The organism is Micromonospora sp. 067-2 (assembly GCF_046549295.1).
Lineage (GTDB): Bacteria > Actinomycetota > Actinomycetes > Mycobacteriales > Micromonosporaceae > Micromonospora.
Map to the genome: position 1 here is coordinate 458,656 of NZ_JAJPWB010000004.1, position 22,249 is coordinate 480,904.

The following is a 22,249-nucleotide window of genomic DNA, read 5'->3' on the forward strand; positions in this document are numbered from 1 at the left end:
GGCGGTCCTGCTCTGTTGCGGTCACGTGGCGGTCTTCCGATCGGTGGACGGTTGGTCGGCCAACGCGGCGAGGAGTGCGTCCAGCACCGCGTGGACCTGGGCCCGACCGTACCCGCGCTGGGCGACCGGCAGGCCGGCCGTCACGATCCGTTCGATCGCCGCCCGGGCCGCCTGCCGGGTGGTGGCGTCACCGGACACCAGGGCGTCCTGACCCCGCCGGATCAACTGGTCGACCTGGTCCATCCGGTAGCCCCGCACGCCCGCCGGAAGGTCCGGGTCGGCGAAGGCGGCACGGCGTAGCACCGGCAGGTCCACGAATCGCTCGCCGGCGTAGCGGCTGAGCGCGGCGGACACCTGCTCCGGCTGCTCCCGGATCTGATCGAGGATGAGCAGCTCGACGGCGGGCCGGCCGTCGAGTGGGTGGCTGGCGGTCACCGGGGGGCCCAGGGCCACGTCCGGCGTGGGCACCAGCAGCAGTCGCGGTGGCTCCGGCCGGCCGTCGCGCCGGGGTGGCTCGTCGAGGACCAGGGCGTCGACCTCGGCCCACGGGATCGACCGGCGCAGACCCGGCCGCCGGATGGTCAGGCCGTCCGCGTCGATCCCGAACCGGAACGGCCGCAGCGCGCTGGCCAGCGCCACGACGCCGAGCACGACGGCTCCCACCGCGATGATCGTCCGTAGCAGGGCGCCCTCGCGGGGCAGGGCCAGCAACACCACCCCACCGAGTACGCAGACCAGGGCGAGGACAAGGGTTCCCCGACTCCGGCGTAGTTCCACGCTCGGACCCCCGTTTCTGACCGTGGCGTCGGTTCCCGCATCCTCCGACAGACGGGGCGCCACGGACACCGGACGATCGGGCACGGTTGTTCTCGCCATCGTCGGGGAACCCTACGCTCATGAGCACCTATCGTGATCCGGCCGCGCGGGGCGACGTCTTTCCCTCCGAGGAGGAGCTGGACCCGACCGGCAGCGGTGTCGAGCCGGCCAGCGCTCCACCGGTCGGCGGGATGTCGAGCCATCCGTCGCCGACACCCGGTCCCCGACCGACGCCGGCACCCGCACCGGCCCCCACGCCGGTGCCCGCGCCCGGGCCGCCGCCTCGTGCCCCCGGCGCGGGCGGGCAGTCGATCGTGACCCGACACCTGGACGGGTCGGTGGAGGTCGTCACGGACCTCGACGGCGACGGTGTCGCCGACATCGTGCAGGTCGACCTGAACGGCGACGGCGTGACCGACGTCACCTACCTGGACAGTGATCGGGACGGCCGGCTGGACACCGTGCTGCGTGACCCCGGCACGGTCTCCACGGGCGGCGGGGCGCACCGGGACCTCTGACCGCGCGCAGCCCAGCCGCCGCCCGGGTCGGGCTCAGAGCTTCGCCATCACCTCGCTGGCGACCAGCTCGATCTGCTCGAGGTCGGCGAGGTCAAGCACCTGCAGGTAGATCCGCTGACTGCCGTTCTCCGCGTACCGGCCGATGGTGTCGAGGACCTCGGCGGGCGTGCCGGCCAGGCCGTTGGCCCGCAGCTCGTCGGGTTCACGGCCGATGGCGGCGGCCCGCCGTGCCACCTCGGCGTCGTCGCGGCCGCAGCAGAGCACCAGGGCGTTGGACCAGACCATCCCGGTCGGGTCCCGTCCGATGTCCGCGCAGGCGGCACGGACACGGTCGAACTGCGCCGCCGTGTCGGCCGTCGAGGCGAACGGCAGATTGAACTCGTCGGCGTAGCGGGCGGCCAGCCGCGGGGTGCGCTTCGGTCCCATCCCGCCGAGCAGGATCGGCGGGCGGGGCTGCTGGACCGGCTTGGGCAGGGCGGGCGAGTCACCGATCGGGTAGTACCGGCCGGCGTGGTCGAACCGCTCCCCCGCCGGCGTTGCCCAGAGCCCGGTGATGACGTCGAGCTGCTCCTCCAGCCGGTCGAACCGCTCCCCGAGGGACGGGAAGGGAATGCCGTACGCGGTGTGCTCGTCGGCGTACCAGCCGGTCCCGATGCCCAGCTCCACCCGGCCGCCGCTCATCTGGTCGACCTGCGCCACGGTGACCGCCAGTGGGCCGGGCAGTCGGAAGGTGGCCGCCGTCATCAGTGTTCCGAGTCGGATCCGGCTGGTGTCCCGGGCCAGGCCGGCGAGCGTGGTCCAGGCGTCGGTGGGGCCGGGCTCCCCGGTCACCGCGCCCATCATGAGGTAGTGGTCGGACCGGAAGAACGCACCGTAGCCGGCGTCCTCGGCGCAGCGGGCCACGGCGAGCAGCTGGTCGTAGCTGGCGCCCTGCTGGGGTTCGGTGAAGATCCGCAGTTCCATACGTCGAGCATAGGAACCCGGGCCGGGGCGCCGGCCGGGACCGGACCGGTCAGACGTACGGCCGGGTGGCGTACGCGGTCCGGAGCGCGGCCATCCCGGCCGATTTCGGCGACAGGGTGCCCCACCCGGAGTTGAAGTAGTTGGTCCGGGCGATCCGTGGCCCGCGCTCGGCGTTGAGCTTCGCCACGGCGGCCGGGACGGTGGCGATCCAGCCGGGCTGGTCCGGGATCTCGGCCGCTCGCACCCCCCACTCCGCGATGATCACGGGCCGGGACAGCGCCACCGGGCCGAGATCCGCGACCGCCCAGTCCTTCGCGCGCCGAAACCGGGACAACGCGGTGTCGTTGGCGTTGGTGGCGTAGGCGTTCCACTGGAGGAAGTCCAGCCGGGACATCAGTGACTCCGGATGCGTGCGCTGGAAGCAGGCCCGGTCGAAGCCGCCGAGGCCGACCGAGAAGGTGGTGCCGGCCGGCAGCGTCCGCGCCTTGAACCAGGTGAGGATGTAGTTGATCGCCTGCACCGCCCGCGCGTCCGACTCGGCCCAGGTGTACGCCTTGCCGTCCTCCGTGGTGCCGAACTCGTGGTCGGTGTCCAGCTCCGAGGCGAGCTGGATGTTCACCCCGAAACCGAGCGTGCGGTACTGCGCCAGGGCGCGGTGGAACAGCCCGTCGCACTGGCCGTTGAGCACCTGGGTGTAGCCGTACGCCCTCGGCCAGGTCGCGCCGGGACGCTGCTGGATGGTCATCGACGGCGCCGGCACGGTGTAGCTGGTGCCGTCCACGGTGAAGCTCTGCGAGCCGGCGTTCGGGGCCCCGTAGTGCTTCAACTCGAGGACCATGTTCATCTGCACCCCGGTCCTACCCAGGCTGGTCAGCCAGGGCCGGTTGTAGCCGGGGAAGATGTAGCCGTCGGCGAAGCTGCGGTACTGGGTGAGCGAGCGGAAGTTGCCGCCGGCCATGTCGGCGGTCGGATCGGCACCACCGGAGAGGTAGTAGCCGCCGAGCACGGGCTGACTCAGGGCGTAGTCGGCGGTGGCGGTCGCGGTGTTCCCGGCGCCGTCGCGGACCTGGACGGTGACCCGGGGCATCACGCCACCGCCCGGTACACGGCGACCGCGCCGTTGTCGGAAACCCGGGTCCAGGTGCGTCCGGAGTCGTCGGTGACGGTCAGAGCGAGCGGGTCGATGATCGCGCTGACCCTGACCGGGGCGCTGCTGTTGCCCTGCGCGTCGGTGACCACGATGGTGACGGTGAGCGGTTTGGTGTCGGCGTCGGCGTACGTGACGGTCAGCAGCATCTGATCACCCGGTGTGTAGACCGATGCGTTCAGAGCTGCGATCGCGGTGGGAGTGGCCATGTCGGGCCCTCTCTGGTTCGGTCGCCGGGGGCCGGGGCGCGGGAGAGCGACGCCGGACCGACGGGGTCCACGGTGCGGAGAGGCCGGTGGGGCGCGGGGCACGGCGGCGCGGAGAAGAAGCGGCGTCGCCCGGCTTCCGGCGGGTGATGACGTCCTTGTCCCGGTGGGCGGTCGTACCGCTGCGGGCGCCCGGAGCGGTGTGGGGCGCCGGTGCGGACGATGCTGTCCCCGCCGGGCCGGAGGAGTGGGATGTGGCCCGACATCCGTCAGCCTCTCCACCTGCCCCAACAGTGCTCTACCAGGGGCTTTACCGTCTTGTCCGGTTTGCGACACCGTCGATCTGGTCGCCGCCGTGGATCTTCGCCAGTTGCGCGGCGAACTCGGCGTCGGTGAGCGCACCGCGCTGGTGTTGCCGCGTCAACGCGTGGATGTCGCGCCGCCTGTCAGCGACGGGCACCTCACGGAGGGCGCCTGTCCGGTTCACTCGGAGGGACGGGCTCGTCGGTCGGGTACCCGTCGAGGAGGCGTCTGCCACCCGACCGGTGGTCTGCGTACGGCTCTGCCAGTCGCGGTGACATGCCCGCAGCGTCGCCAGGATCTCGTCGTAGTGCTCCGGCCAGGTGGTCAGACGGCCCAGTTCGGGCCGGAAGGTGAACGGCCGGAGGATGTCGCCGCGTTGCAGCGGGGTCTGCACCGGCCCACCGTCGGTTCGGTCGATGGTGATCGCGGCGCGGCCCATGTCCAGGCCCGCCATGGTGGCCACACCGTTGCGGATCTCCGAGACCGATGCCCACGGCACCGTGGTCGTTCGCAGCATGGACCGGGACCGGACGCCGTCGTCACCGACGTAGACCCCGAGCATCGCCTGCCGCACCGCGCCGACGAGGCAGACGGCCGTCCACACCAGCAGGGGGATCACGATCAGTGCTGGTATCCGTCCGTGCACGAACTGGATCACCATGAACACCGCGAAGCCGATGACACCGGGCGGCCCCAGCACCGCGAGGCTCATCGCGAAGTCCAGTGAATAGGGTCGCTGCCATCGGCGCATGCCGCCATGGTGCCCAGCCCTGTCCACCTGGGCCAGACATGGCGGAGAGCTCGGATCCGGTCGGACCTCCTGGCCGCCCGTCCGCCTGCCACCCGCCGGGGTCACGCCACCGGTGATCCAGGTGACGGTTCGGGCACCGGCCATTGTGGACTTTTGTTGCTTTGTAAAAAAGTTGGCATCACATCGACAAAAGATGTAGACGCTTCGATGCCAAGTCAGTAGTGTCGGCGTTCGTAAATATGTTTCATCGAGTAACGCGGGCGTGGCACCGCTTGACCGCGCCCGAAACGCGGCGGGTGCGCTGACCAGCCTCGCGGCCAGCGGCGGTCGGCAGCGCCGTGGCCGGCATGCCGTCGTCCGACCCGGATTCACCTGATGGGGGTATCGATGAGCGGTTATCCAAGACCCGGTCGCCGGCTGACGAGAGCCGGCGCGGCATGCGTCGCAGCAGCACTACTGCTGTTCGGCACGTTGGCCGCGGCACCGACGACCAGCCACGCGAACGACCAGCAGCGGACGCCGACAGCCGGGGCCGAGCGCCGGCAGGCACAGGCACAGGTGCTCACCTGGACCGCCGGTGACGACTTCCGGGCGTACCGCTCCGCACCCGCCACCGCCGTGGCGGGCCCGACCACGCTCGTCTTCGAGAACAGCGCCGCGACCGGCAACACCACCGGCATGCAGCACACCCTGACGTTCGACACGGGTGATCCGGCCTACAACAGCGACGTCGACGTGAACATCCTCGCCGACCCGAACGACGCCAACGGCGGTCGGTGGACCGTGGACGTGGTGCTGACACCCGGGACGTACCGGTACTTCTGCGCGATCCCGGGTCACGGCGGCATGACCGGCCAGTTGGTCGTCACCGGCGGCGGCGCGGACACCACCGCACCGACGGTGACCGCGGCGGTGACCGGCGATCGGGACGCCAGCGGCGCCTACCTGGGCAGCGCCACGGTGACGCTGTCCGCCACGGACGCCGGCTCGGGGGTGGACAAGGTCGAGTACGCGCTCGACGGCGGCCCCTACGGCGTCTACTCCGCCCCGGTGACCGTCAACGCCCCGGGCCAGCACACGGTGAGCTACCGAGCTACCGACAAGGCCGGCAACACCTCTCCGGTGGAGTCGGTGTCGATCACCGTGGTGGCGCCTCCGTCGGAGGACACCACGCCACCCACCGTGACGGCCGCCGTCACGGGCCAGCAGGACGCCGGTGGCGCGTACCTGGGGGCGGCCACGGTGACGGTGTCCGCCACGGACGCCGGCTCGGGAGTCGACACCATCGAGTACTCCCTCGACGGCGGTGCCTACGCCGCCTACGCCGCACCGGTCAGCGTCAACACCCCGGGTGAGCACACGGTCGTCTACCGGGCCACCGACAAGGCCGGCAACACCTCCGCGGCGCAGTCGGTGGCGTTCACGGTGGTGGCACCACCCGCGGAGGACACCACGGCGCCGGCCACGACGGCGGCGGTCACCGGTGAGCGGGACGCCGGTGGCGCCTACCTCGGCGACGCCACGGTGACGCTGACGGCCACCGACGCCGGCTCCGGCGTCGACACCATCGAGTACGCCCTCGACGGGCAGCCCTACGCGACCTACTCGGCGCCGGTCGTGGTGAACCAGCCGGGCGCGCACACCCTGACCTACCGGGCCACCGACAAGGCCGGCAACACGTCGACGGTCCAGTCGGTCTCGTTCACCGTGGCGCAGTCGCCCGGCCCGGACACCGAGGCGCCGACCGCGTCGGCCGCGCTGACCGGTCAGCGCAACGATGCCGGCGCGTACGTCGGCACCGCCACCGTGACGCTGTCGGCCACCGACGCCGGTTCCGGCATCGAGAAGATCGAGTACGCCCTCGACGGTGCCGCGTACGCCACCTATCCGGCGCCGGTGAGCGTCACCGCGCTCGGCGCACACACGCTGAGCTACCGCGCCACCGACAAGGCCGGCAACACCTCCGCCGCACAGTCGGTCACGTTCACCGTGGTGGCAGCGCCGCCGGCGGACACCACGGCGCCGACCACGCAGATAGCCGTACAGGGCCAGAAGAACGCCCAGGGCGCCTACGTCAGCAGTGCCACCGTGGTGCTGGTCGCCAGCGACAGCGGTTCCGGCGTCGACACCATCGAATACTCCCTCGACGGGCAGCCCTACGCCGCCTACACCGCGCCGGTCACGGTGACCCAGCCCGGCGCGCACGCGCTCAGCTACCGGGCCACCGACAAGGCCGGCAACACCTCCGCGGTCAAGTCGGTCTCGTTCAGCGTCGTCGCGCCGCCGTCGGACGACACCACGGCACCCACCGTGACCGCCTCGGTGACCGGCAAGGTCGACGGCCGCGTCTACGTCGGCAGCGCCACCGTGACGCTCACCGCCGAGGACGCGGGCTCCGGCGTCGCCCGGGTCGAGTACGCCCTGGACGGCGGCGCGTACGTCCGCTACCTGCGGCCCGTCACCGTCGACGTGCCGGGGCTGCACAGCCTCAGCTTCCGCGCCACCGACAGGGCCGGCAACACCTCCGGCACCGCCTCGACGACCTTCCGGGTGCGGGCGAGCGCCCCGAAGCCTGCCCCGATGACGGACCGGCCGAGTGAGTCCCCGCACCAACTCTCGGTGGTCGACCACGCCGCGCTCGGCCGTCCGGCCGAGGCGGGCCCGAACCAGCACGACGCGCACCAGCACGACGCGCACCAGCACCACTGAGCGAAGGGACCATCACCATGGCACAGCAGAAGATCGACCGCCGGACGTTGCTGCGGGGGCTCGCCGCCTCCACGGTGGCGGTCAGCGCCGCCAGCCTCGTCGACGCCCCGGCCGCCCTCGCGGGCGAGAAGGGCCGACTGATCCCGAAGGACCACCTCGGCATCCAGCTCTACAGCGTCCGCGACCGGATCGCCCAGGTCGGGTTCGCCGCCGTCTTCGAGGAGCTGTCCCGGATCGGCTACCGCGAGGTCGAGTTCGCCGGCTACACCCAGGATCGCGTCGGCACGATCACGCCCCAGCAGATCCGCCGGCTGCTCGACGACAACGGTCTGAAGGCGGCGGGCAGCCACCGCGGCCTGGGTGACTTCCGCACCAACCTGCAGCAGGAGCTCGACATCGCCGAGATCCTCGGCATGCCCGCCCTCGGCACCGCCTCGGCGCCCACCAACAACCGCACGATCGCCGGATACCAGGCGGCGGCGGCGGAGTTCAACGCCTGGGGCGAGGCCGCCACCGCGCGGGGCATCAAGCTCTACCAGCACAACCACACCATCGAGTTCAGCTTCGCGGTCGACCAGCCCAGCGTCCGGCTGTACGACCTGTTCCTGCAGCTGACCGACCCCCGCTACGTGTTCCTGGAGATGGACATCCTCTGGGCGTACGGCGGGGCCCGTAAGTACCCGGGTTTCAAGCCGGTCGACTACATCAACGCCCACCCGGAGCGCTACCCGCTGTTCCACGTCAAGGACGGCGTCCCGCTGCCCGACCCGCAGCAGGGCAACTCCTATCTCGACGTCGAGTTCGGCGCCGGCGTCATTCCGTACACCGAGTTCCTCAGTGAGCTGAAGGACCGGCAGCGCTTCGAGTTCCTGTGGGAGCAGGACTCGGCGCCGAACGCCCAGCCCAACCCGCCCGGCTCGTTGGGCGCCGCCCAACGCAGCTACCGGCGGCTGCGCCAGCTGCGGGCCCCGAAGTGACCACCTCCGCGTGGCGGCTGGTCGAGGACCCGCAGCCGCACCCGCAGACCCCGGCCTCGCCGCGCCGGTCCGGCTCGGTCAGCCGTCGGATGCTGGTCATGGCCGCGGTCCTGCTGCTCACCCTCGTGGGCGCCGGCGGACTCGCCGCCGCCGACTCCGCCGCCGTCGCGCTGCCCGAACGACCCGACGGGTGCGACCGACCCGACCGCAGCATCAAGCTGTACGCGGTGGAACTGCCCCGCGACGGCAACCTGATCCGGCTCGGCTACGGCCTGACACCGGAGACGGCCTCCTATCCGGGCCCGACCATGGAGATGACCGAGGGTGAGTGCCTCTCCATCACCCTCTACAACCAGGTGCCCGTCGCGACGCTGGAGCAGCTGCGCACCAACCCGTTGCACCCGCTCGGCGTCTCCCTGCACGTGCACGGGGTGAAGTACACCCAGCTGTCCGACGGCACGGCGCAGAGTTCCTCGTACGTGCCGCCCGGCCAGTCGCGCACCTACACCTGGTACGCCGCGAAGCGCAACAAGGCCACCGGCTCCCCCGGCACGGCCGGCTACTGGTGGTACCACGACCACGTGGTGGGTGGCCCGCACGGCACCCAGGGGCTCGGTGCCGGCCTCTTCGGCGGCCTGGTCGTCCGGCGGTCGGGCGACCCGAAGCCCGATCGGACGTACGTGACCGTCTTCGGTGACCAGCAGAGCATCAACCTGCGCCGGGGTGCCGCCACCGACACCTGCGACGAGACGAACCCGCAGCCCGGCCCCACCTGCCTCATCGCCCGCAAGGGAGAGAAGGTCGAGTTCATCGTCGTCGGCATCGGCAACGACATGCACACGTTCCACGTGCACGGGCACTCCTGGGCCGACACCCGCACCGGACGACTACCCACCCAGGGGGACGTCGACTCGGTGCAGATCATCGACAACAAGACGCTCGGCCCGGGTGACTCGTTCGGGGTCCAGGTGACGGCCGGTGACTCGGTCGGGCCGGGGCACTGGATGGTGCACTGCCACATGCAGTTCCACTCGGATGCCGGCATGTCCACGATGCTGCACGTGCTGGACGAGAACGGGAACATGCCGCCGGGCCACGACCACGCCCACGCCGGGGCCGCAGCGAGAGGCGCCGGCAACGCCGCACCGAACGCCGCACCGGCCAACGGGGCCGCACAGCCGGCCAGCGGCGGCCAACAAGCCACCCACCAGCACAGGTGATGTCACCGATCCGCGTGGCCGTCGGATGCGACGGCCACGCGGGCGCCCGGCACCGCCACATCGCCCGGACAGCCCAGGCCAGCCTTCGACCTGAAGGAGTCTAGATGGCTCACGACCACCCGTCCCCGATCACCACGGAACCCGGCCGCCGACCCGATCCGACCATGCCCGTCGCACTACCGCACCGTCGGCGCGGTCTGCTCCGTCGGGCCGTCGCCCTCGCCGGCGTCGCCGCCCTGGCGCTCGGCCTGCAACCCCTGCCCGGCCAGGCCGCCCAGGCGGCACCGGCCGCACCGGCGGCCGCCGCGGCCGTCCGGGTGCTGGTCTTCCACGGCGCAGCCGGCAAGCAGGACGACCCCGTCGCGCAGGCCGCCGAGTCGATCAAGAAGTTGGGCCGTCAGAACGCCTTCACGGTCGACACCTCGGCCGACCCCGGGGTGTTCACCTTCGACAATCTGGCCCGCTACCGCGGGGTCGTGTTCCTCTCCGCCAACGGCGTCACGTTGAACGACGCCCAGGAGGCGGCCTTCCAGGCGTACATCAAGGGGGGTGGTGGTTTCGTCGGGGTCCACGACGCCGTGCGCGCCCAACCCAGCTCGACCTGGTTCACCGGCCTGCTCGGCGCGCGGCCGGGAACCAGCCTGCCGAACGCCGAGAAGGTCGTCTCCGCCACGGCGAGCGGCGAGAACGCGCCGAACGAGACGGCAGCGAAGGCGGTCGACGGGTCGACCGGCACCAAGTGGCTGGTCTTCACGAACACCGCCTCGCTGACCGCGCAGCTCGCCAAGCCCGTGGCGGTGAGTCGGTACGCGCTGACCTCGGCCAACGACTTCCCCGGCCGCGACCCGAAGGACTGGACCCTGCAGGGTTCCACGGACGGTACGACCTGGACCGACCTGGACAAGCGTACGGGTGAGAGCTTCGGCCAGCGGTTCCAGACCAAGCAGTACACCTTCGCCAACACCACGCCCTACCAGCACTACCGGCTGAACGTGACGGCGAACGCCGGTGAGCCGTCGATCCAGCTGGCCGAGCTGTGGTTGATCGGCCCGGACGCCGGCCCCACGCCCGACGCCGGCGTGCAGGAGGCGGTGGTCGACCTCGTCGACCGGCAGCACCCGGCCAACAAGGGTCTGCCGCTCACGCTGACCCGCTCCGACCAGTGGATCAACTGGGATCCGAGCCCGCTCGGCAAGGTGCACACCGTCGCGCAGGTCGAGGAGGGCACCTACCGGCCGGGGCTGAGCGGCAACGGGTCGTTCCACCCGATCTCCTGGTGCCAGGACTACGACGGCGGCCGCTCGTTCTACACCGGCATGGGCCGCACCGGAAACAGCTGGTCGGGCGACCAGCAGTTCCAACGCCACCTGACCGGTGCGATCAAGTGGGCCGCCGGGATGGTCCGCGGTGACTGTCAGGCGACCATCGCCGCCAACTACCGCGTCGAGCGGTTGACCGCGGCCAACCAGCCTGGCCAGCTCGACCAGGTCGGCGAACCGCACGGGCTGACCGTGGCCCCGGACGGCACGGTCTTCTACGTCGGCAAGGCGGCCTGCCCCACCGGCCCGATCGTCAGCTGGGACGACCCCAAGGTCGGCCTGGGCTGCGGCACCATCCACCAGTGGGATCCGCAGACCAAGCAGGTCAAGCTGCTCACCACGTTGCCCGTGATGGGCAACCGGGGCAGCGGCAGCGAGCTGGTCAAGAACGAGGAGGGTCTGCTCGGCATCACCCTCGACCCGAAGTTCGAGGAGAACGGCTGGGTCTACGCGTACTGGATGCCGCACGACTCGATCGACCGCGAGCGGCGCGTCGGCAAGCGGACGATCTCACGGTTCACCTACGACGCCGCCAACACGTCGATCGACCAGGGCACCCGTAAGGATCTGCTCGCCTGGGAGACCCAGATCCACAGCTGCTGCCACGCCGGCGGTGGCATGACGTTCGACGAGAGCGGCAACCTCTACGTCGGCAGCGGCGACAACAACTCCTCCGGCGGCTCCAGCGGTTACTCCGGCAACAACTGGACCCAGGAGTACGCGGGCATCTCGTTCCAGGACGCCCGCCGGACCTCCGGCAACACCAACGACCTCAACGGCAAGATCCTGCGCATCCACCCGGAGGCCGACGGCACCTACACCGTCCCCGCCGGCAACCTGTTCACCGGCCAGGAGGAGGGCGGCGGCAAGACCCGACCGGAGATCTACGTGATGGGCGTCCGCAACATCGCCCGGATCGCCTGGGACCCGGTCAACCACTGGCTCACCGCCGCCTGGGTGGGCCCGGACGCCGGTGCCCCCGACCCCGAACTCGGGCCGGCCAAGTACGAGACGGCGACCATCATCACGTCCGCCGGCAACCAGGGCTGGCCGTACTGCATGGGCAACAAGCAGCCGTACCGGGACCGCAGCAACACCGACGCCACCGTGCTCACCGGCTGGTACGACTGCGACAACCTGAAGAACACCTCGCCACGCAACACCGGCCTGGTCGACATCCCGCCCGCCCGCAACAACATGATCTGGTACTCGCCGCAGGGCGGCGGCCCGGTCTTCGGTGAGCGCGCGGACGGCTCGGGGTTGCCCAGTTACAAGCTCGACGACCAGACGTTCACCGAGCCGTGGCTCAAGGGTGGCGGCCAAGCCATCATGGACGGCCCCACCTACCAGCGCGAGCAGGTGGACACCACCAGTGGCGTGGCGTGGCCGGCGTACTGGGACAACAAGTGGTTCATCGGTGACCAGTCGAACGCCAACAACCGGATCGCCGTGACGGCCGACAAGAAGGCCGTCAAGAACCAGAGCAGGCCGGCCTTCGCCGAGGACCTGCGAGCGATCATCCCGGGCGGCACCGGCGCCAATCAGGTGCAGTCGTGGATGGACGCCAAGTTCGGGCCCGACGGCGCGCTCTACCTGCTCGACTACGCCGGTGGGTTCTTCAGCCTGCACCCCAACCAGAAGCTGGTCCGGATCGTCTACACCGGGGGTTCGGCCACACCGAGGCCGAGCGACGCCACCATCGGGGCCGTCACGTCCAGCGACCCGAAGCTGGTCCAGTTCTCCAGCGCCCGCGCCGGAGGCGTGGCCTGGGAGTGGAACTTCGGCGACGGCACCCCGCCGTCGCAGGAGGCCAACCCCACCCACCGGTACACGGACTTCGGCGCCCACCAGGTCACCCTGGAGGTGACCTACGCCGACGGTGAGGTGGCCACCAGCATCAGGCAGGTCGACGTCGGCTGCACGGCGCCCGACACGCGGCCCACCGTGCACCTGCTCGACACCGACACCGGGGTGGCGAACTACGCCGTCGGCGGCGGGTGCACGGTCAACGACCTGATCGACGACGAGCGCAGCTGGCCCGACCACCAGCAGTTCGTGGCGCACGTCGACCGGGTCACCAGCGAGCTTCGCCTCGACGGTGTGCTCGACAAGAAGGACACGGCGGCGCTGAACAAGGCGGCGGCCCAGTCGAACGTCGGCACGGTCGCCGGTTACGGCAGCATCTTCGACGGCAGCGCGAAGTCCCTCGCCGACTGGCGACAGGCACCCAGCGGGTCGTTCGCGCTGCGCGGCGACGGCTCGATCCGCAGCAGCGGCGGGCTCGGCATGCTCTGGTACGCCGGCCGCGAGTACGCCGACTTCTCGCTGCGGCTCAAGTTCCGCGACGTCTCCGCCGGCACCACGTACGCGAACGGCGGCGTCTTCACCCGGTTCCCCGATCCGCGTACTCCACTGGCGGATCGGCCCGAGGGAAGCTGCGGCACGGTCGGTTCGGCCCGGTCCTCGGAGGCCTGGGTCGCGATCTACTGCGGCCACGAGATCCAGATCTACGACGGCCCCACCGGTGAGCCCCAGAAGACCGGCTCGGTCTACAACTTCGATCCGGTCGACCTGGGCCAGGCCCGACCGACCCCGAAGGGCCAGTGGAACGACTACGAGGTACGCGTGGTCGGGCAGCACTACACGATCATCCGCAACGGTGTCGTGATCAACGAGTTCGACAACACGCCGGGCAAGACGTCGTCTCGTCCCAGCGACCCGCCCACCGACCTGCGTCAGTTCCTCAGCGGGTTCGTCGGGTTGCAGAACCACGGCACGAACGACCTCATCGAGCTGCGCGACGTGCGGGTGCGGGTGCTGTAGCGAGGTGGTCGCCGGGTGCGGGGCAGCACTCCCGCACCCGGCGCCCGAGAGTCCCTGACGTGGCGCCACCGGCCAGCTGGCCGGTGGCGCCACTCGTCGCCCTGTTCGCGCTGGCGTTCAGTCGAAATGGTCGGCGGGAGCAGTCTGGAGCAGCCAGGCCAGCGGCATTCGTGCAGAGTCCTCGTAGGCACCATCCCGGCTCAGCCGGTGCAGGGTGACCGTCTGCGCGCCGTCCCGGTCGACGACCCAGTACTGCGGGATCCCCGCCGACGCGTACTCACGGACCTTGGTCACCGAGTCCATCGCCTCCGAGCCTGGCGAGACAATTTCCACGACGAGTACGACGTCCGCGACCGTGGCCCAGACGCTGCGGATCGGCGGCTTACGCCACACACTGAGGTGGGGAATCCGGCCACCGTCACCGTCCGGTCCGGAGATGCGCACACCGGCGGCCTGAAGCACCTGATCCGCGGGCCATCCGGCCATGATCAACCAGGCGAAGAGGCGGCTGGCGATCATGGCGTGTTCCGAGTCGGGTGGCGGCACGACCGACAGGACACCCTCGGGGCTGGTCTCGTAGCGGTGACCGTTCGCATCGGCAGCGTTCATCGCCGCCACGTCGTTGAGCGTCACAACGGCGGGCATGTGCATGCCAACAGCCTCAGCGCTCATGGGCCCTATCCTAGGCGACCAGCGACGCCGATCACCGCAGCGAAGAAGCGCGTCACCGCTGCGGGCCGTGCGTCTGAGCAACACGACTGACTCCAGCGAGGTCGCCCAACGCACTTGCCGGGGCACGGATCGCGCCCGACGGCCAGCCTGACGCAAGGGGGCTCCACGCGAGCACGCCGAGCCCGTACTGCTCGGTCACGGGCAGGATGTGCGATGGTGCCGCCGTGAGTGTGTCAATGTAGCGTTGACACATGACGTCGGAGCTGGCCGGGTTGGCCGAGGTTCGTGCCACCCGCGCCCGCCTCGACGAGGAGGAGTTGGACCTCATCGACCGGGCGCGTCACGACGGCGCGACGTGGGCGCAGATCGCCACGGCTCTGGGTTTCGGCAGCCGGCAGGCCGCTGAGCAGCGCCGGCAGCGACTGGTTGCCGCGCGGTGGTCACGACGCCAGCAGCTCGACCTCCGGTTCGCACCGCGCATCGTGGCGCTGCGAAACGCCGTGGCCGAGCTCGGGCGGTGGATCGCCGCAGATCGCCGCTGGGACGCTCGGTTCGATCGGGCGGGGCTCGTCCGGAGCACGGTGGAGGTCGCCCTGGATGCCGCCCCGGGTTCGCTGTACGCGTTGGCCCAGTATCTCGTTGCCGATCTCACCGAAGCGGGCGAGCGCCTGCCGGCACCCGTTCGCCTCACCACAGCGAAGATCAAAGCGGCCCTGTCAACGATTGATTGACAGAGTCGCCAGAGCCTTGCCTGCACCGGACTCAATATTCAGGATGTGAGTCATCTTGGCTCAACCTGGAGGGCTCATGCGGCGCAACGCGGGACTGTTCGTGGCGATCTCACTGCTGTCCGGCTTCGGCAGCAGCGCCATGACCCTGGTGGCCGGCATCTGGCTCCTCGACCTCACCGGCTCTACCGGCCTCGCGGCCCTCGCCGGGCTCTGCGTGTACGCCCCGGTCCTCGCCGGTCCGTGGCTGGGCGGTCTGCTCGACCGTGCACCCCGGCGACCCGTGGTCATCGCCGTGAACCTCCTGTTGGCCGCCGCGCTGCTGGCGCTCCTCGCGGTGCGCGGGCCGGGACAGACCTGGCTCATCTTTGCCGTTTCGTGCGCCTACGGCGTCAGCTACGTGCTGATCGACGCGGGTGAGACGGCGCTGCTGCCGTCCGCGCTGTCCCCGACGGAACTCGGCGACGTCAACGGCTGGCGCTCCAGCGCGCAGGAAGGCACGAAGCTCATCGCTCCTTTGGCCGGGGCGGGCCTCTACGCTTGGCACGGCGGTCACGCGGTCGTCGTCCTCAGCGCGGCCGCGCCGGTCCTGGTCGCCATTCTGTACGCAGCGGTACGTCTGAGCCGGACGCCACCCGACCAACCCACGGCGCGGCGTGATGGCCTGCGTACCGGGTTGTCGGTCCTGTTGGGACAGCGAGCGACGCGGGTGCCGGTTGCACTCGCCGCCGTGTCGATTGCCATGTCCGGCTTCACGACCGCGGCGATCTACGCGATCGTCGTCAGGGAACTGCGCCTACCGACGACTTTCCTGGGTGTGCTGGCCAGCGCGCAGGGCGCCGGTTCCATCATCGGTGGGCTGATCGTCGGCCGGCTGCTCACTCGACACGGTCCCGTTGCTGTCGGCGTCGCCGGGACGATGCTGTTCGCCCTCGGCTGCCTGGCGCGTTGCCTGCCGTGGTGGCCGGCCACGATCGCCGGAGCGCTGGTCGCCGGCGTTGGCCTGCCCTGGACCCTGGTCGCGGCGGTGACCGCCGTGCAGACGCACACGCCGTCGGCGCTGCTGGGCCGGGTCTCCGCGACGGCCAACACCGCGATGTTCGGGCCGCTCGTCGTGGCAATCCCCCTCGGCGGCGCGGCCGTTCACCTGGGTGCCCGGCCGCCGCTCCTCGCCGCCGTCGCGATCTGCCTGAGCGCCGCGGCCGCCTCGGCCGACCGAGCGCTGAGGCCGCGCCACGCCAGCCGAACGGCCGGACCGGGTCCTGCGACCCACTGACACGGAGGTCCCTCGCCCCGTGCTGGCGCCGCTGTCACTCGTGCTGCTGGTGGCATCGTGGATATTGTCGAGGCATGCCGCTCGGTCCGGACGAGGTTGAGCTGTTCGAGCGCTCCAGGGCGCGCCTGGAGGCGATCGCCTACCGCCTGCTCGGCTCGGCGAGCGATGCCGAGGATGCCGTCCAGGACACGTTCCTGCGCTGGCAGGCGGCCGATCGGGGATGGGTCGAGACGCCCGAGGCGTGGCTGACGAAGGTGCTCACCAACGTGTGCCTCAACCAGCTCACCTCGGCACGGGCCAGGCGTGAGACCTACGTGGGCACGTGGCTGCCCGAGCCGGTGCTCGCCGGAGACCGGATGCTCGGCCCGGTCGACACCGCCGAGCAGCGCGAGTCGGTCTCGATAGCGGTGCTCACCCTGATGGAGCGGCTGTCGGCCAAGGAGCGTGTCGTGTACGTGCTGCGGGAGGCCTTCGGCTACTCGCACGGCGAGATCGCCGAGATCCTCGGCGTCACCGAGTCGAGCTGTCAGCAGACCTACCGGCGTGCCAAGCAGCGTGTCACGACCCCCGAGCGGGCCCGCGCGGAGCTCGACAGGGCGGCCGTACGGACGATCGTCGCGGAGTTCCTGGCCGCCGCCACCAGCGGGGAGATCTCCCGGCTGGTGGAGCTGCTCAGCGACGACGTGACGAGCATCGGCGACGGCGGCGGCAAGATCCCGGCCCGTACCAGCCCGCTCGTTGGTGCGCCGGCGGTGGCGAGGTTCCTGCGCGGACTGTTCAAGCCCACCGACGTCAAGCGGAACCTGGTCGGCGGCAGCCCCGCGTTCTACGCCGAGGTCGTCAACGGTGGTCCCGCAGTGGTCGTCGTCATCGACGGCCAGGTCCTCGGCGTCATGTCCCTGGAGGTGACATCGGAGGGTGTCGCTGCCATTCAGAGCCAGGTGAACCCCGACAAGCTCGTACGGGCCACGCGCCAGTGGGCCGCCTCCGAGCACGGGGAACCTCTCCACGGCGGCTGGTGACCCAGGTCATAGCCCACTCCTGTCAGGAATCGCGTCGCTGTCCGGTTCAGGAAGCGACCACGACCGAGACAGGAGTACCACCATGAAGCACCGCATCGTCGTCCTCGGGGCCGGATACGCCGGCGCCACCGCTGCGGGGCGCCTCGCCAGGCGGCTGCACCCCGGCGACACCGAGATCACCGTCGTCAACGCCGACACTGACTTCGTCGAGCGGGTCCGCATGCACCAGCTCGCCACCGGACAGGACCTCAAGCCCCGCCCGCTGAGCAACATCTACGCCGGCACCGGCGTCACGGTTCGCCCGGCGCGGGTCACCGCCGTCGACGCGGATCGCAGGACCGTCGCGCTCGTCGACGAACAGGGCGCCGAGGAGATCGCGTACGACACGCTCGTCTACGCCCTCGGCAGCGCGTCCGCGGACCACGGCGTTCCCGGCGCCGTCGAGCACGCGTACGACATCGCCGGTAGGCCCTCGGCGCTGCGGTTGCGCGACCGCCTCGACCAGGTCGCAGCCGGCGGGACCGTGCTCGTCGTCGGCGGCGGCCTCACCGGCCTCGAAGCGGTCACCGAGATTGCCGAGGCCCGGCCGGACCTCGACGTCGCGATCGCCGTCCGCGCCGGCCTCGGCGACTGGCTCAACGAGAAGGCGCAGCAGCACCTGCACAGAGTCTGCGACCGCCTCGACATCACCGTCCACGAACACACCGACATCGCGCGGGTTCAGGCGACCGGCGCGATCACCGTCGACGGTCGGGCCATCCCTGCCCAGGTGACCGTGTGGGCGGCCGGCTTCGCCGTCCACCCCATCGCCGCCGCCACGACCCTGACCGTCGCGGCGACCGGGCAGATCATCGTCGACGCCACGATGCGCTCGGTCTCACACCCCGAGGTGTACGCCGTCGGCGACGCCGGGCTCGCCGAAGGTCCGGGTGGCAGGCCACTGCGGATGTCCTGCGCCTCCGGGATCCCGATGGCCTGGCAGGCTGCCGACGCCATCGCCGCGCGCCTGACCGGTCGGAAGATCCCCAGGGCGCCGCTGCGCTACTTCAACCAGTGCGTCAGCCTCGGCCGCCGCGACGGCATCATCCAGTACGTGACAGCCGACGACCGGGCCAAGCCGTCCCTCCTCACCGGAAGGCTGGCGGCCCGCTACAAGGAGGTCGTCTGCAGGGGCGCGGCCTGGGGGATCTCCCACCCGGTGCTGTACCCGGTACGCCGCCACCGCATCGTGACGGCCCGAACGGGGATTCGCGCAGCGGCCTCGTAGAGACGGGTGCCAACCGAGTTGCGTCGAGCATCGACAGGGGCGGACGCCTCAACGATCATCACGAGACGCTTCTCTGTGGTCCGCGCTGCTCCCGCCGATCGACTTGGACGGCGATCGGTACTCGGATCTACCATTCCCGGTCATGCGTGGGTTCTTTACGGCTGGGCGCCGAAGGCTGTCGTATCTGGACTTCGGCGGTTCGGGTGCTCCGCTCCTGGCTCTTCACGGGCACTACAACGAAGCGTCGGCATTCGCACCACTGGCTGAGGCGTTGGCACCGCGGTGGCGGGTGATCGCCCTCGATCAGCGTGGGCACGGCGCGTCGGATCGTGCCGAGAGCTATGAGCGTGACGACTACGTCGCCGATGTCGCCGCCTTTCACCGGCATCTGCGGGTCGGCCCTGCGGCGGTGCTGGGTCACTCTCTCGGCGGTGTCAACGCCTACCAGTACGCCGGCCGGCACGCGGACCGGGTGACCGCGCTGATCGTCGAGGACATCGGCGCGGTCGTGGACTGCGACTGGTCGTTCACCACCAGGCTCCCCCGCCACGCGCCAACCCGCCATGCGCTGGCCGCCGCCCTGGGCACGGCGGCTCCCTACCTGGAATGTTCCTTCCGCCGGTCGAAGGACGGCTGGGGCTTCTCGTTCGACATCGACGACACGGTGGCGTCCCAGAAGGCACTCAACGGGGACCACTGGAAGGACTGGATCTCGGTGAGCTGCCCCACCCTGCTGATCCGTGGAACGCGCAGTGATGAGCTGGCCGCCGAGCACGCCCGCGAGATGATCACCCGTCGCGCCGGACGGGCCCGTCTCGCCGAACTGCCAGCCGGTCACGTCGTGCACCACGATGCGCAAGCGCAGTTCGCCGCCACCGTCAGTACCTTTCTGTCCGTGCCCGACTGAATCTGGGAGCCCCAACCCGGCCTCGTCCTCGGTGCGCCGGTGGGTCAACGCCGCACGGTCGCCCGCCACCCGCCGAGGATGAAGAGGGCTCCTTAATTGATCTACCCCTTCGACCGCGACTGGTAGCGTGCAGCCCGACCTGAAGATCACGGGGGAACATCGATGCACCGGAACCAGTTAGTCCTGAGCGGTTTGTCTGTCGCAGCGGTAATCGTGATGTCGGGATGCGACCCGCAACCAACGTCGGAGGCAACCACAGCCTCGCCGGCCCCAGTGGCCACGAGTGCTGCCCCTGCGGCCACGAGCGCTGCCCCGACCAACGACGCGGCCACCGCGAAGGTCTGCGACGCCATCAGGAAAGATATTAAGGACAACGCGGATAAAATTGCCAAGGCCGAGAAGATCGGTCCGCCGGCCGGACACATCGCGGTGAGTGCGCAGTGGACCGCTGGCTCGGCCGCAGTCATCGCGCACTCTATCGGCGCGAGCGAGACGGTCAGCGCTGCTGCCGACAAGGTTCAGCAGGAGATGATGGGCCTGAGCGACGAGTACAACAAATCCGCCAATGCCAAGCCCAGCAGGAAGAAACTGGAAGCAGCCATCAAGGATCTGGACGCCGCCTGCTCGGTGCCCTGACCGCGCTCCGACCAGCCGATCGGCTGTGACCGTCATCGGGCGGGCACAGCCGATTCGCATGTCGGCACCGAGTTCAATCTGAGGGAACTGCTGTCACTCGTCCCAGAAGTCAAGGTCACCTCCCGTGGCCGTTCGCGTTCCGGGGCAGTTGTCGTGCGCGAAAGGGCGCAGTCCGGGATATCCTTGGCGCATATGGCTACCTATCGCAGCGCCTCAGTGCTCCTCTCCTCGGACGGCACCAGGACCCCCGGCACCGCCGCCCTCTTCGCCGAGCCCGCCCGCAGGGGTGGGACCCCGCCCTGGGCAGGCGACTTCCGACCCGCCAACAGCGCCGGCAACGGCCCCAAGAACGCGGTCGGAAAGACCTTCACGTTGGAGCTGCCCGACGGCAGCACCGGCAGGGTCGTGGTCCAGAGTCTCAAGAGCGGCAAGGGTGGCGTCGTGCTGGCGTTGATGGGCGAGGACGCACCTCCCTTCTGACCAGGAACTGATCGCCGTGGCCTGCCGCTACGCGACTCCGCTGATGTCAATGCGCTCGGCTGCTGCCGGGCGCATTGCTCTGTCCGCGGCTGGCGTCATGACCGGACCGCCCATCCCGCTTGGGCGGTCAGTGCCTGCGCGAGCGGCCGCACGGGTTGACATCCATCCATGTCTTCGACTAGACATCAGATGTATGACCGGATGAGCGCCGCGCGGGTCGTGCTTGCCACGCAGCACCGGTGTTTAGGTCAGATGAATCGAGGTTGATCGGCAGCTCGGCGGGACCCTGCAACGCGGGCGACCGGCTGACACGGCAAGGGAGACGTCGATGAGCGACGCTACGATCGGCCGGCGCACCCTGCTGCGTGCGGCTGGCCTGACCGGTGCCGCCGCCGTCGGTGCGGCACCCGCGATGCTCGGGCCGGCTCCCGCCGCCGCCGCGGTGCCCTCGACGCTACCGACGCGGTCCGACCTCATCGCGGTCTGCCGGCGGGTCAACGACCACTGGATCGGAGCGCACGCCGATCCCGGCGACAACCAGTGGGCGCGCGCCACCTACTTCAGCGGCGACATGGCACTGCATCGCGTCACCGGCGAGGCCCGCTATCTCAGCTACGCCCGGCGATGGGCCGAGCAGGCCAACTACGGCCTCAACGGCGGGACGGCGACCCGGCACGCCGACAACCACACGGCCGGGCAGGTCTACTACGACCTCTACGACACCTCGGCCGATCCGGCGACGCTCACGTCGACCAACGAGTCGATCCGACTCATGGTCTACGGCGCCCAGGCGAGCAAGATCAACGACTGGACCTGGGTCGACGCGCTGCACATGGCCATGCCGGTCTTCGCGCGGGTGGCCCGCTTCCGGCGCGACGACGCGTACCTGACCAAGATGTTCGGCCTCTACACCCACACCAAGAAGACCACCAGGCTGTACGACTATCCCGCCGAGCTCTGGTACCGGGACAGCAAGTTCGTTCCGGGTGGCTCCGAGAGCACCACGAAGAACGGCAAGCCGGTCTTCTGGTCCCGGGGCAACGGCTGGGCGATCGCCGCGCACGCCAAGACCCTCGGCCTGCTCGACGCCACCGAGACCCGCTGGCCGGAATACCGCGCCAACCTTCAGGGCGTGGCCCGCTCGCTGGCCCGTACCCAGCGCAGCGACGGCTTCTGGAACGTCAATCTCGGCGACTCCGCCGACTACCCGGGCCCGGAGACCAGCGGCACCGCCCTGTTCGTCTTCGGGCTGTCGTACGGCATCCGGGTCGGCCTGCTCGACCGCGCGACCTACCTGCCGGTGGTCGCGCGGGCCTGGAACGGCATGGTCGCCACCGCGGGACAGGCCGACGGGTTCCTGGGCTACGTCCAGGGGGTCGGGCACAAACCGTCGTCGAGCCAACCGGTCACGGTCACCAAGACCGCCGACTTCGGGGTGGGCGCCTTCCTGCTGGGTGGCTCGGAGTTGTCCAAGCTGGCGTCGTAGGCAATCGATCGAGAGAGGACCGC

The 22,249-nt window shown here is 70.4% G+C and carries 18 protein-coding genes and 1 pseudogene; 13 read left to right on the plus strand and 6 right to left on the minus strand.

Annotated features, from left to right (window positions below; translation table 11 throughout):
* Positions 1-21: 21 nt before the first annotated feature.
* On the minus strand, positions 22-777 hold the full coding sequence (locus tag ACLJN9_RS11910; RefSeq protein ID WP_410811270.1) for a hypothetical protein: 756 nt from the start codon (positions 775-777) through the stop codon (positions 22-24).
* Positions 778-896: 119 nt separating this feature from the next.
* On the opposite strand from ACLJN9_RS11910, the gene ACLJN9_RS11915 reads away from it, so the two are divergent.
* Entirely contained in the window at positions 897-1,334 is a 438-nt protein-coding gene (locus tag ACLJN9_RS11915) for a hypothetical protein (RefSeq protein ID WP_410811272.1), read from the plus strand.
* Positions 1,335-1,367: 33 nt separating this feature from the next.
* On the opposite strand, the gene ACLJN9_RS11920 is transcribed toward ACLJN9_RS11915, so the two are convergent.
* The 4 genes from ACLJN9_RS11920 to ACLJN9_RS11935 all read right to left on the minus strand — a co-directional run bounded on the left by ACLJN9_RS11920 (position 1,368) and on the right by ACLJN9_RS11935 (position 4,704).
* Positions 1,368-2,297 carry an LLM class F420-dependent oxidoreductase gene (locus ACLJN9_RS11920; protein WP_410811273.1) on the minus strand — a complete coding sequence of 310 codons (930 nt, stop codon included), beginning with the start codon at positions 2,295-2,297 and terminating at the stop codon, positions 1,368-1,370.
* A 49-nt stretch (positions 2,298-2,346) separates the two neighbouring features.
* Entirely contained in the window at positions 2,347-3,384 is a 1,038-nt protein-coding gene (locus ACLJN9_RS11925; RefSeq protein WP_410811275.1) for a hypothetical protein, read from the minus strand.
* On the minus strand, positions 3,384-3,653 hold the full coding sequence (locus tag ACLJN9_RS11930) for a hypothetical protein (protein ID WP_410811277.1): 270 nt from the start codon (positions 3,651-3,653) through the stop codon (positions 3,384-3,386). The genes ACLJN9_RS11925 and ACLJN9_RS11930 overlap by 1 nt, the downstream gene beginning before the upstream one ends.
* A 307-nt stretch (positions 3,654-3,960) precedes the next feature.
* Positions 3,961-4,704, minus strand: coding sequence for a PH domain-containing protein (locus ACLJN9_RS11935; protein ID WP_410811279.1), 744 nt, complete (start codon positions 4,702-4,704; stop codon positions 3,961-3,963).
* Positions 4,705-5,091: 387 nt separating this feature from the next.
* Between ACLJN9_RS11935 and ACLJN9_RS11940 the strand changes: the two are divergent.
* The 4 genes and pseudogenes from ACLJN9_RS11940 to ACLJN9_RS11955 all read left to right on the plus strand — a co-directional run.
* Positions 5,092-7,293, plus strand: a pseudogene (locus ACLJN9_RS11940) (OmpL47-type beta-barrel domain-containing protein); the annotation flags it as partial.
* A gap of 137 nt (positions 7,294-7,430) precedes the next feature.
* Positions 7,431-8,390, plus strand: a complete 960-nt coding sequence (locus tag ACLJN9_RS11945) for a sugar phosphate isomerase/epimerase family protein (RefSeq protein ID WP_410811280.1) — start codon at positions 7,431-7,433, stop codon at positions 8,388-8,390.
* Positions 8,387-9,610, plus strand: a complete 1,224-nt coding sequence (locus ACLJN9_RS11950; protein ID WP_410811281.1) for a multicopper oxidase domain-containing protein — start codon at positions 8,387-8,389, stop codon at positions 9,608-9,610. The genes ACLJN9_RS11945 and ACLJN9_RS11950 overlap by 4 nt, the downstream gene beginning before the upstream one ends.
* A gap of 104 nt (positions 9,611-9,714) precedes the next feature.
* Positions 9,715-13,752, plus strand: a complete 4,038-nt coding sequence (locus tag ACLJN9_RS11955) for a ThuA domain-containing protein (protein WP_410811282.1) — start codon at positions 9,715-9,717, stop codon at positions 13,750-13,752.
* Between the two features lie 117 nt (positions 13,753-13,869).
* Here the strand turns inward: ACLJN9_RS11955 and ACLJN9_RS11960 are convergent, their stop codons facing one another.
* Positions 13,870-14,424 carry a Uma2 family endonuclease gene (locus ACLJN9_RS11960; protein ID WP_410811283.1) on the minus strand — a complete coding sequence of 185 codons (555 nt, stop codon included), beginning with the start codon at positions 14,422-14,424 and terminating at the stop codon, positions 13,870-13,872.
* Positions 14,425-14,675: 251 nt separating this feature from the next.
* Between ACLJN9_RS11960 and ACLJN9_RS11965 the strand changes: the two genes are divergently transcribed.
* From ACLJN9_RS11965 to ACLJN9_RS12000, 8 genes are all read left to right on the plus strand, one after another.
* Positions 14,676-15,155 carry a hypothetical protein gene (locus tag ACLJN9_RS11965; RefSeq protein WP_410811284.1) on the plus strand — a complete coding sequence of 160 codons (480 nt, stop codon included), beginning with the start codon at positions 14,676-14,678 and terminating at the stop codon, positions 15,153-15,155.
* A gap of 76 nt (positions 15,156-15,231) precedes the next feature.
* Positions 15,232-16,428 carry an MFS transporter gene (locus tag ACLJN9_RS11970; protein WP_410811286.1) on the plus strand — a complete coding sequence of 399 codons (1,197 nt, stop codon included), beginning with the start codon at positions 15,232-15,234 and terminating at the stop codon, positions 16,426-16,428.
* 74 nt (positions 16,429-16,502) lie between these two features.
* On the plus strand, positions 16,503-17,450 hold the full coding sequence (gene sigJ / locus ACLJN9_RS11975) for an RNA polymerase sigma factor SigJ (protein WP_410811287.1): 948 nt from the start codon (positions 16,503-16,505) through the stop codon (positions 17,448-17,450).
* A gap of 82 nt (positions 17,451-17,532) precedes the next feature.
* Positions 17,533-18,717, plus strand: a complete 1,185-nt coding sequence (locus ACLJN9_RS11980) for an NAD(P)/FAD-dependent oxidoreductase (protein ID WP_410811288.1) — start codon at positions 17,533-17,535, stop codon at positions 18,715-18,717.
* Positions 18,718-18,859: 142 nt separating this feature from the next.
* Positions 18,860-19,624 (plus strand): alpha/beta fold hydrolase, encoded by a 765-nt coding sequence (locus tag ACLJN9_RS11985; RefSeq protein WP_410811290.1) that lies wholly within the window; start codon positions 18,860-18,862, stop codon positions 19,622-19,624.
* 273 nt (positions 19,625-19,897) lie between these two features.
* Positions 19,898-20,260 carry a hypothetical protein gene (locus ACLJN9_RS11990; RefSeq protein ID WP_410811291.1) on the plus strand — a complete coding sequence of 121 codons (363 nt, stop codon included), beginning with the start codon at positions 19,898-19,900 and terminating at the stop codon, positions 20,258-20,260.
* Between the two features lie 192 nt (positions 20,261-20,452).
* Entirely contained in the window at positions 20,453-20,740 is a 288-nt protein-coding gene (locus ACLJN9_RS11995; RefSeq protein WP_410811292.1) for a hypothetical protein, read from the plus strand.
* 328 nt (positions 20,741-21,068) lie between these two features.
* Positions 21,069-22,226, plus strand: coding sequence for a glycoside hydrolase family 88 protein (locus tag ACLJN9_RS12000; RefSeq protein WP_410811293.1), 1,158 nt, complete (start codon positions 21,069-21,071; stop codon positions 22,224-22,226).
* The last annotated feature ends 23 nt before the right edge of the window (positions 22,227-22,249 follow it).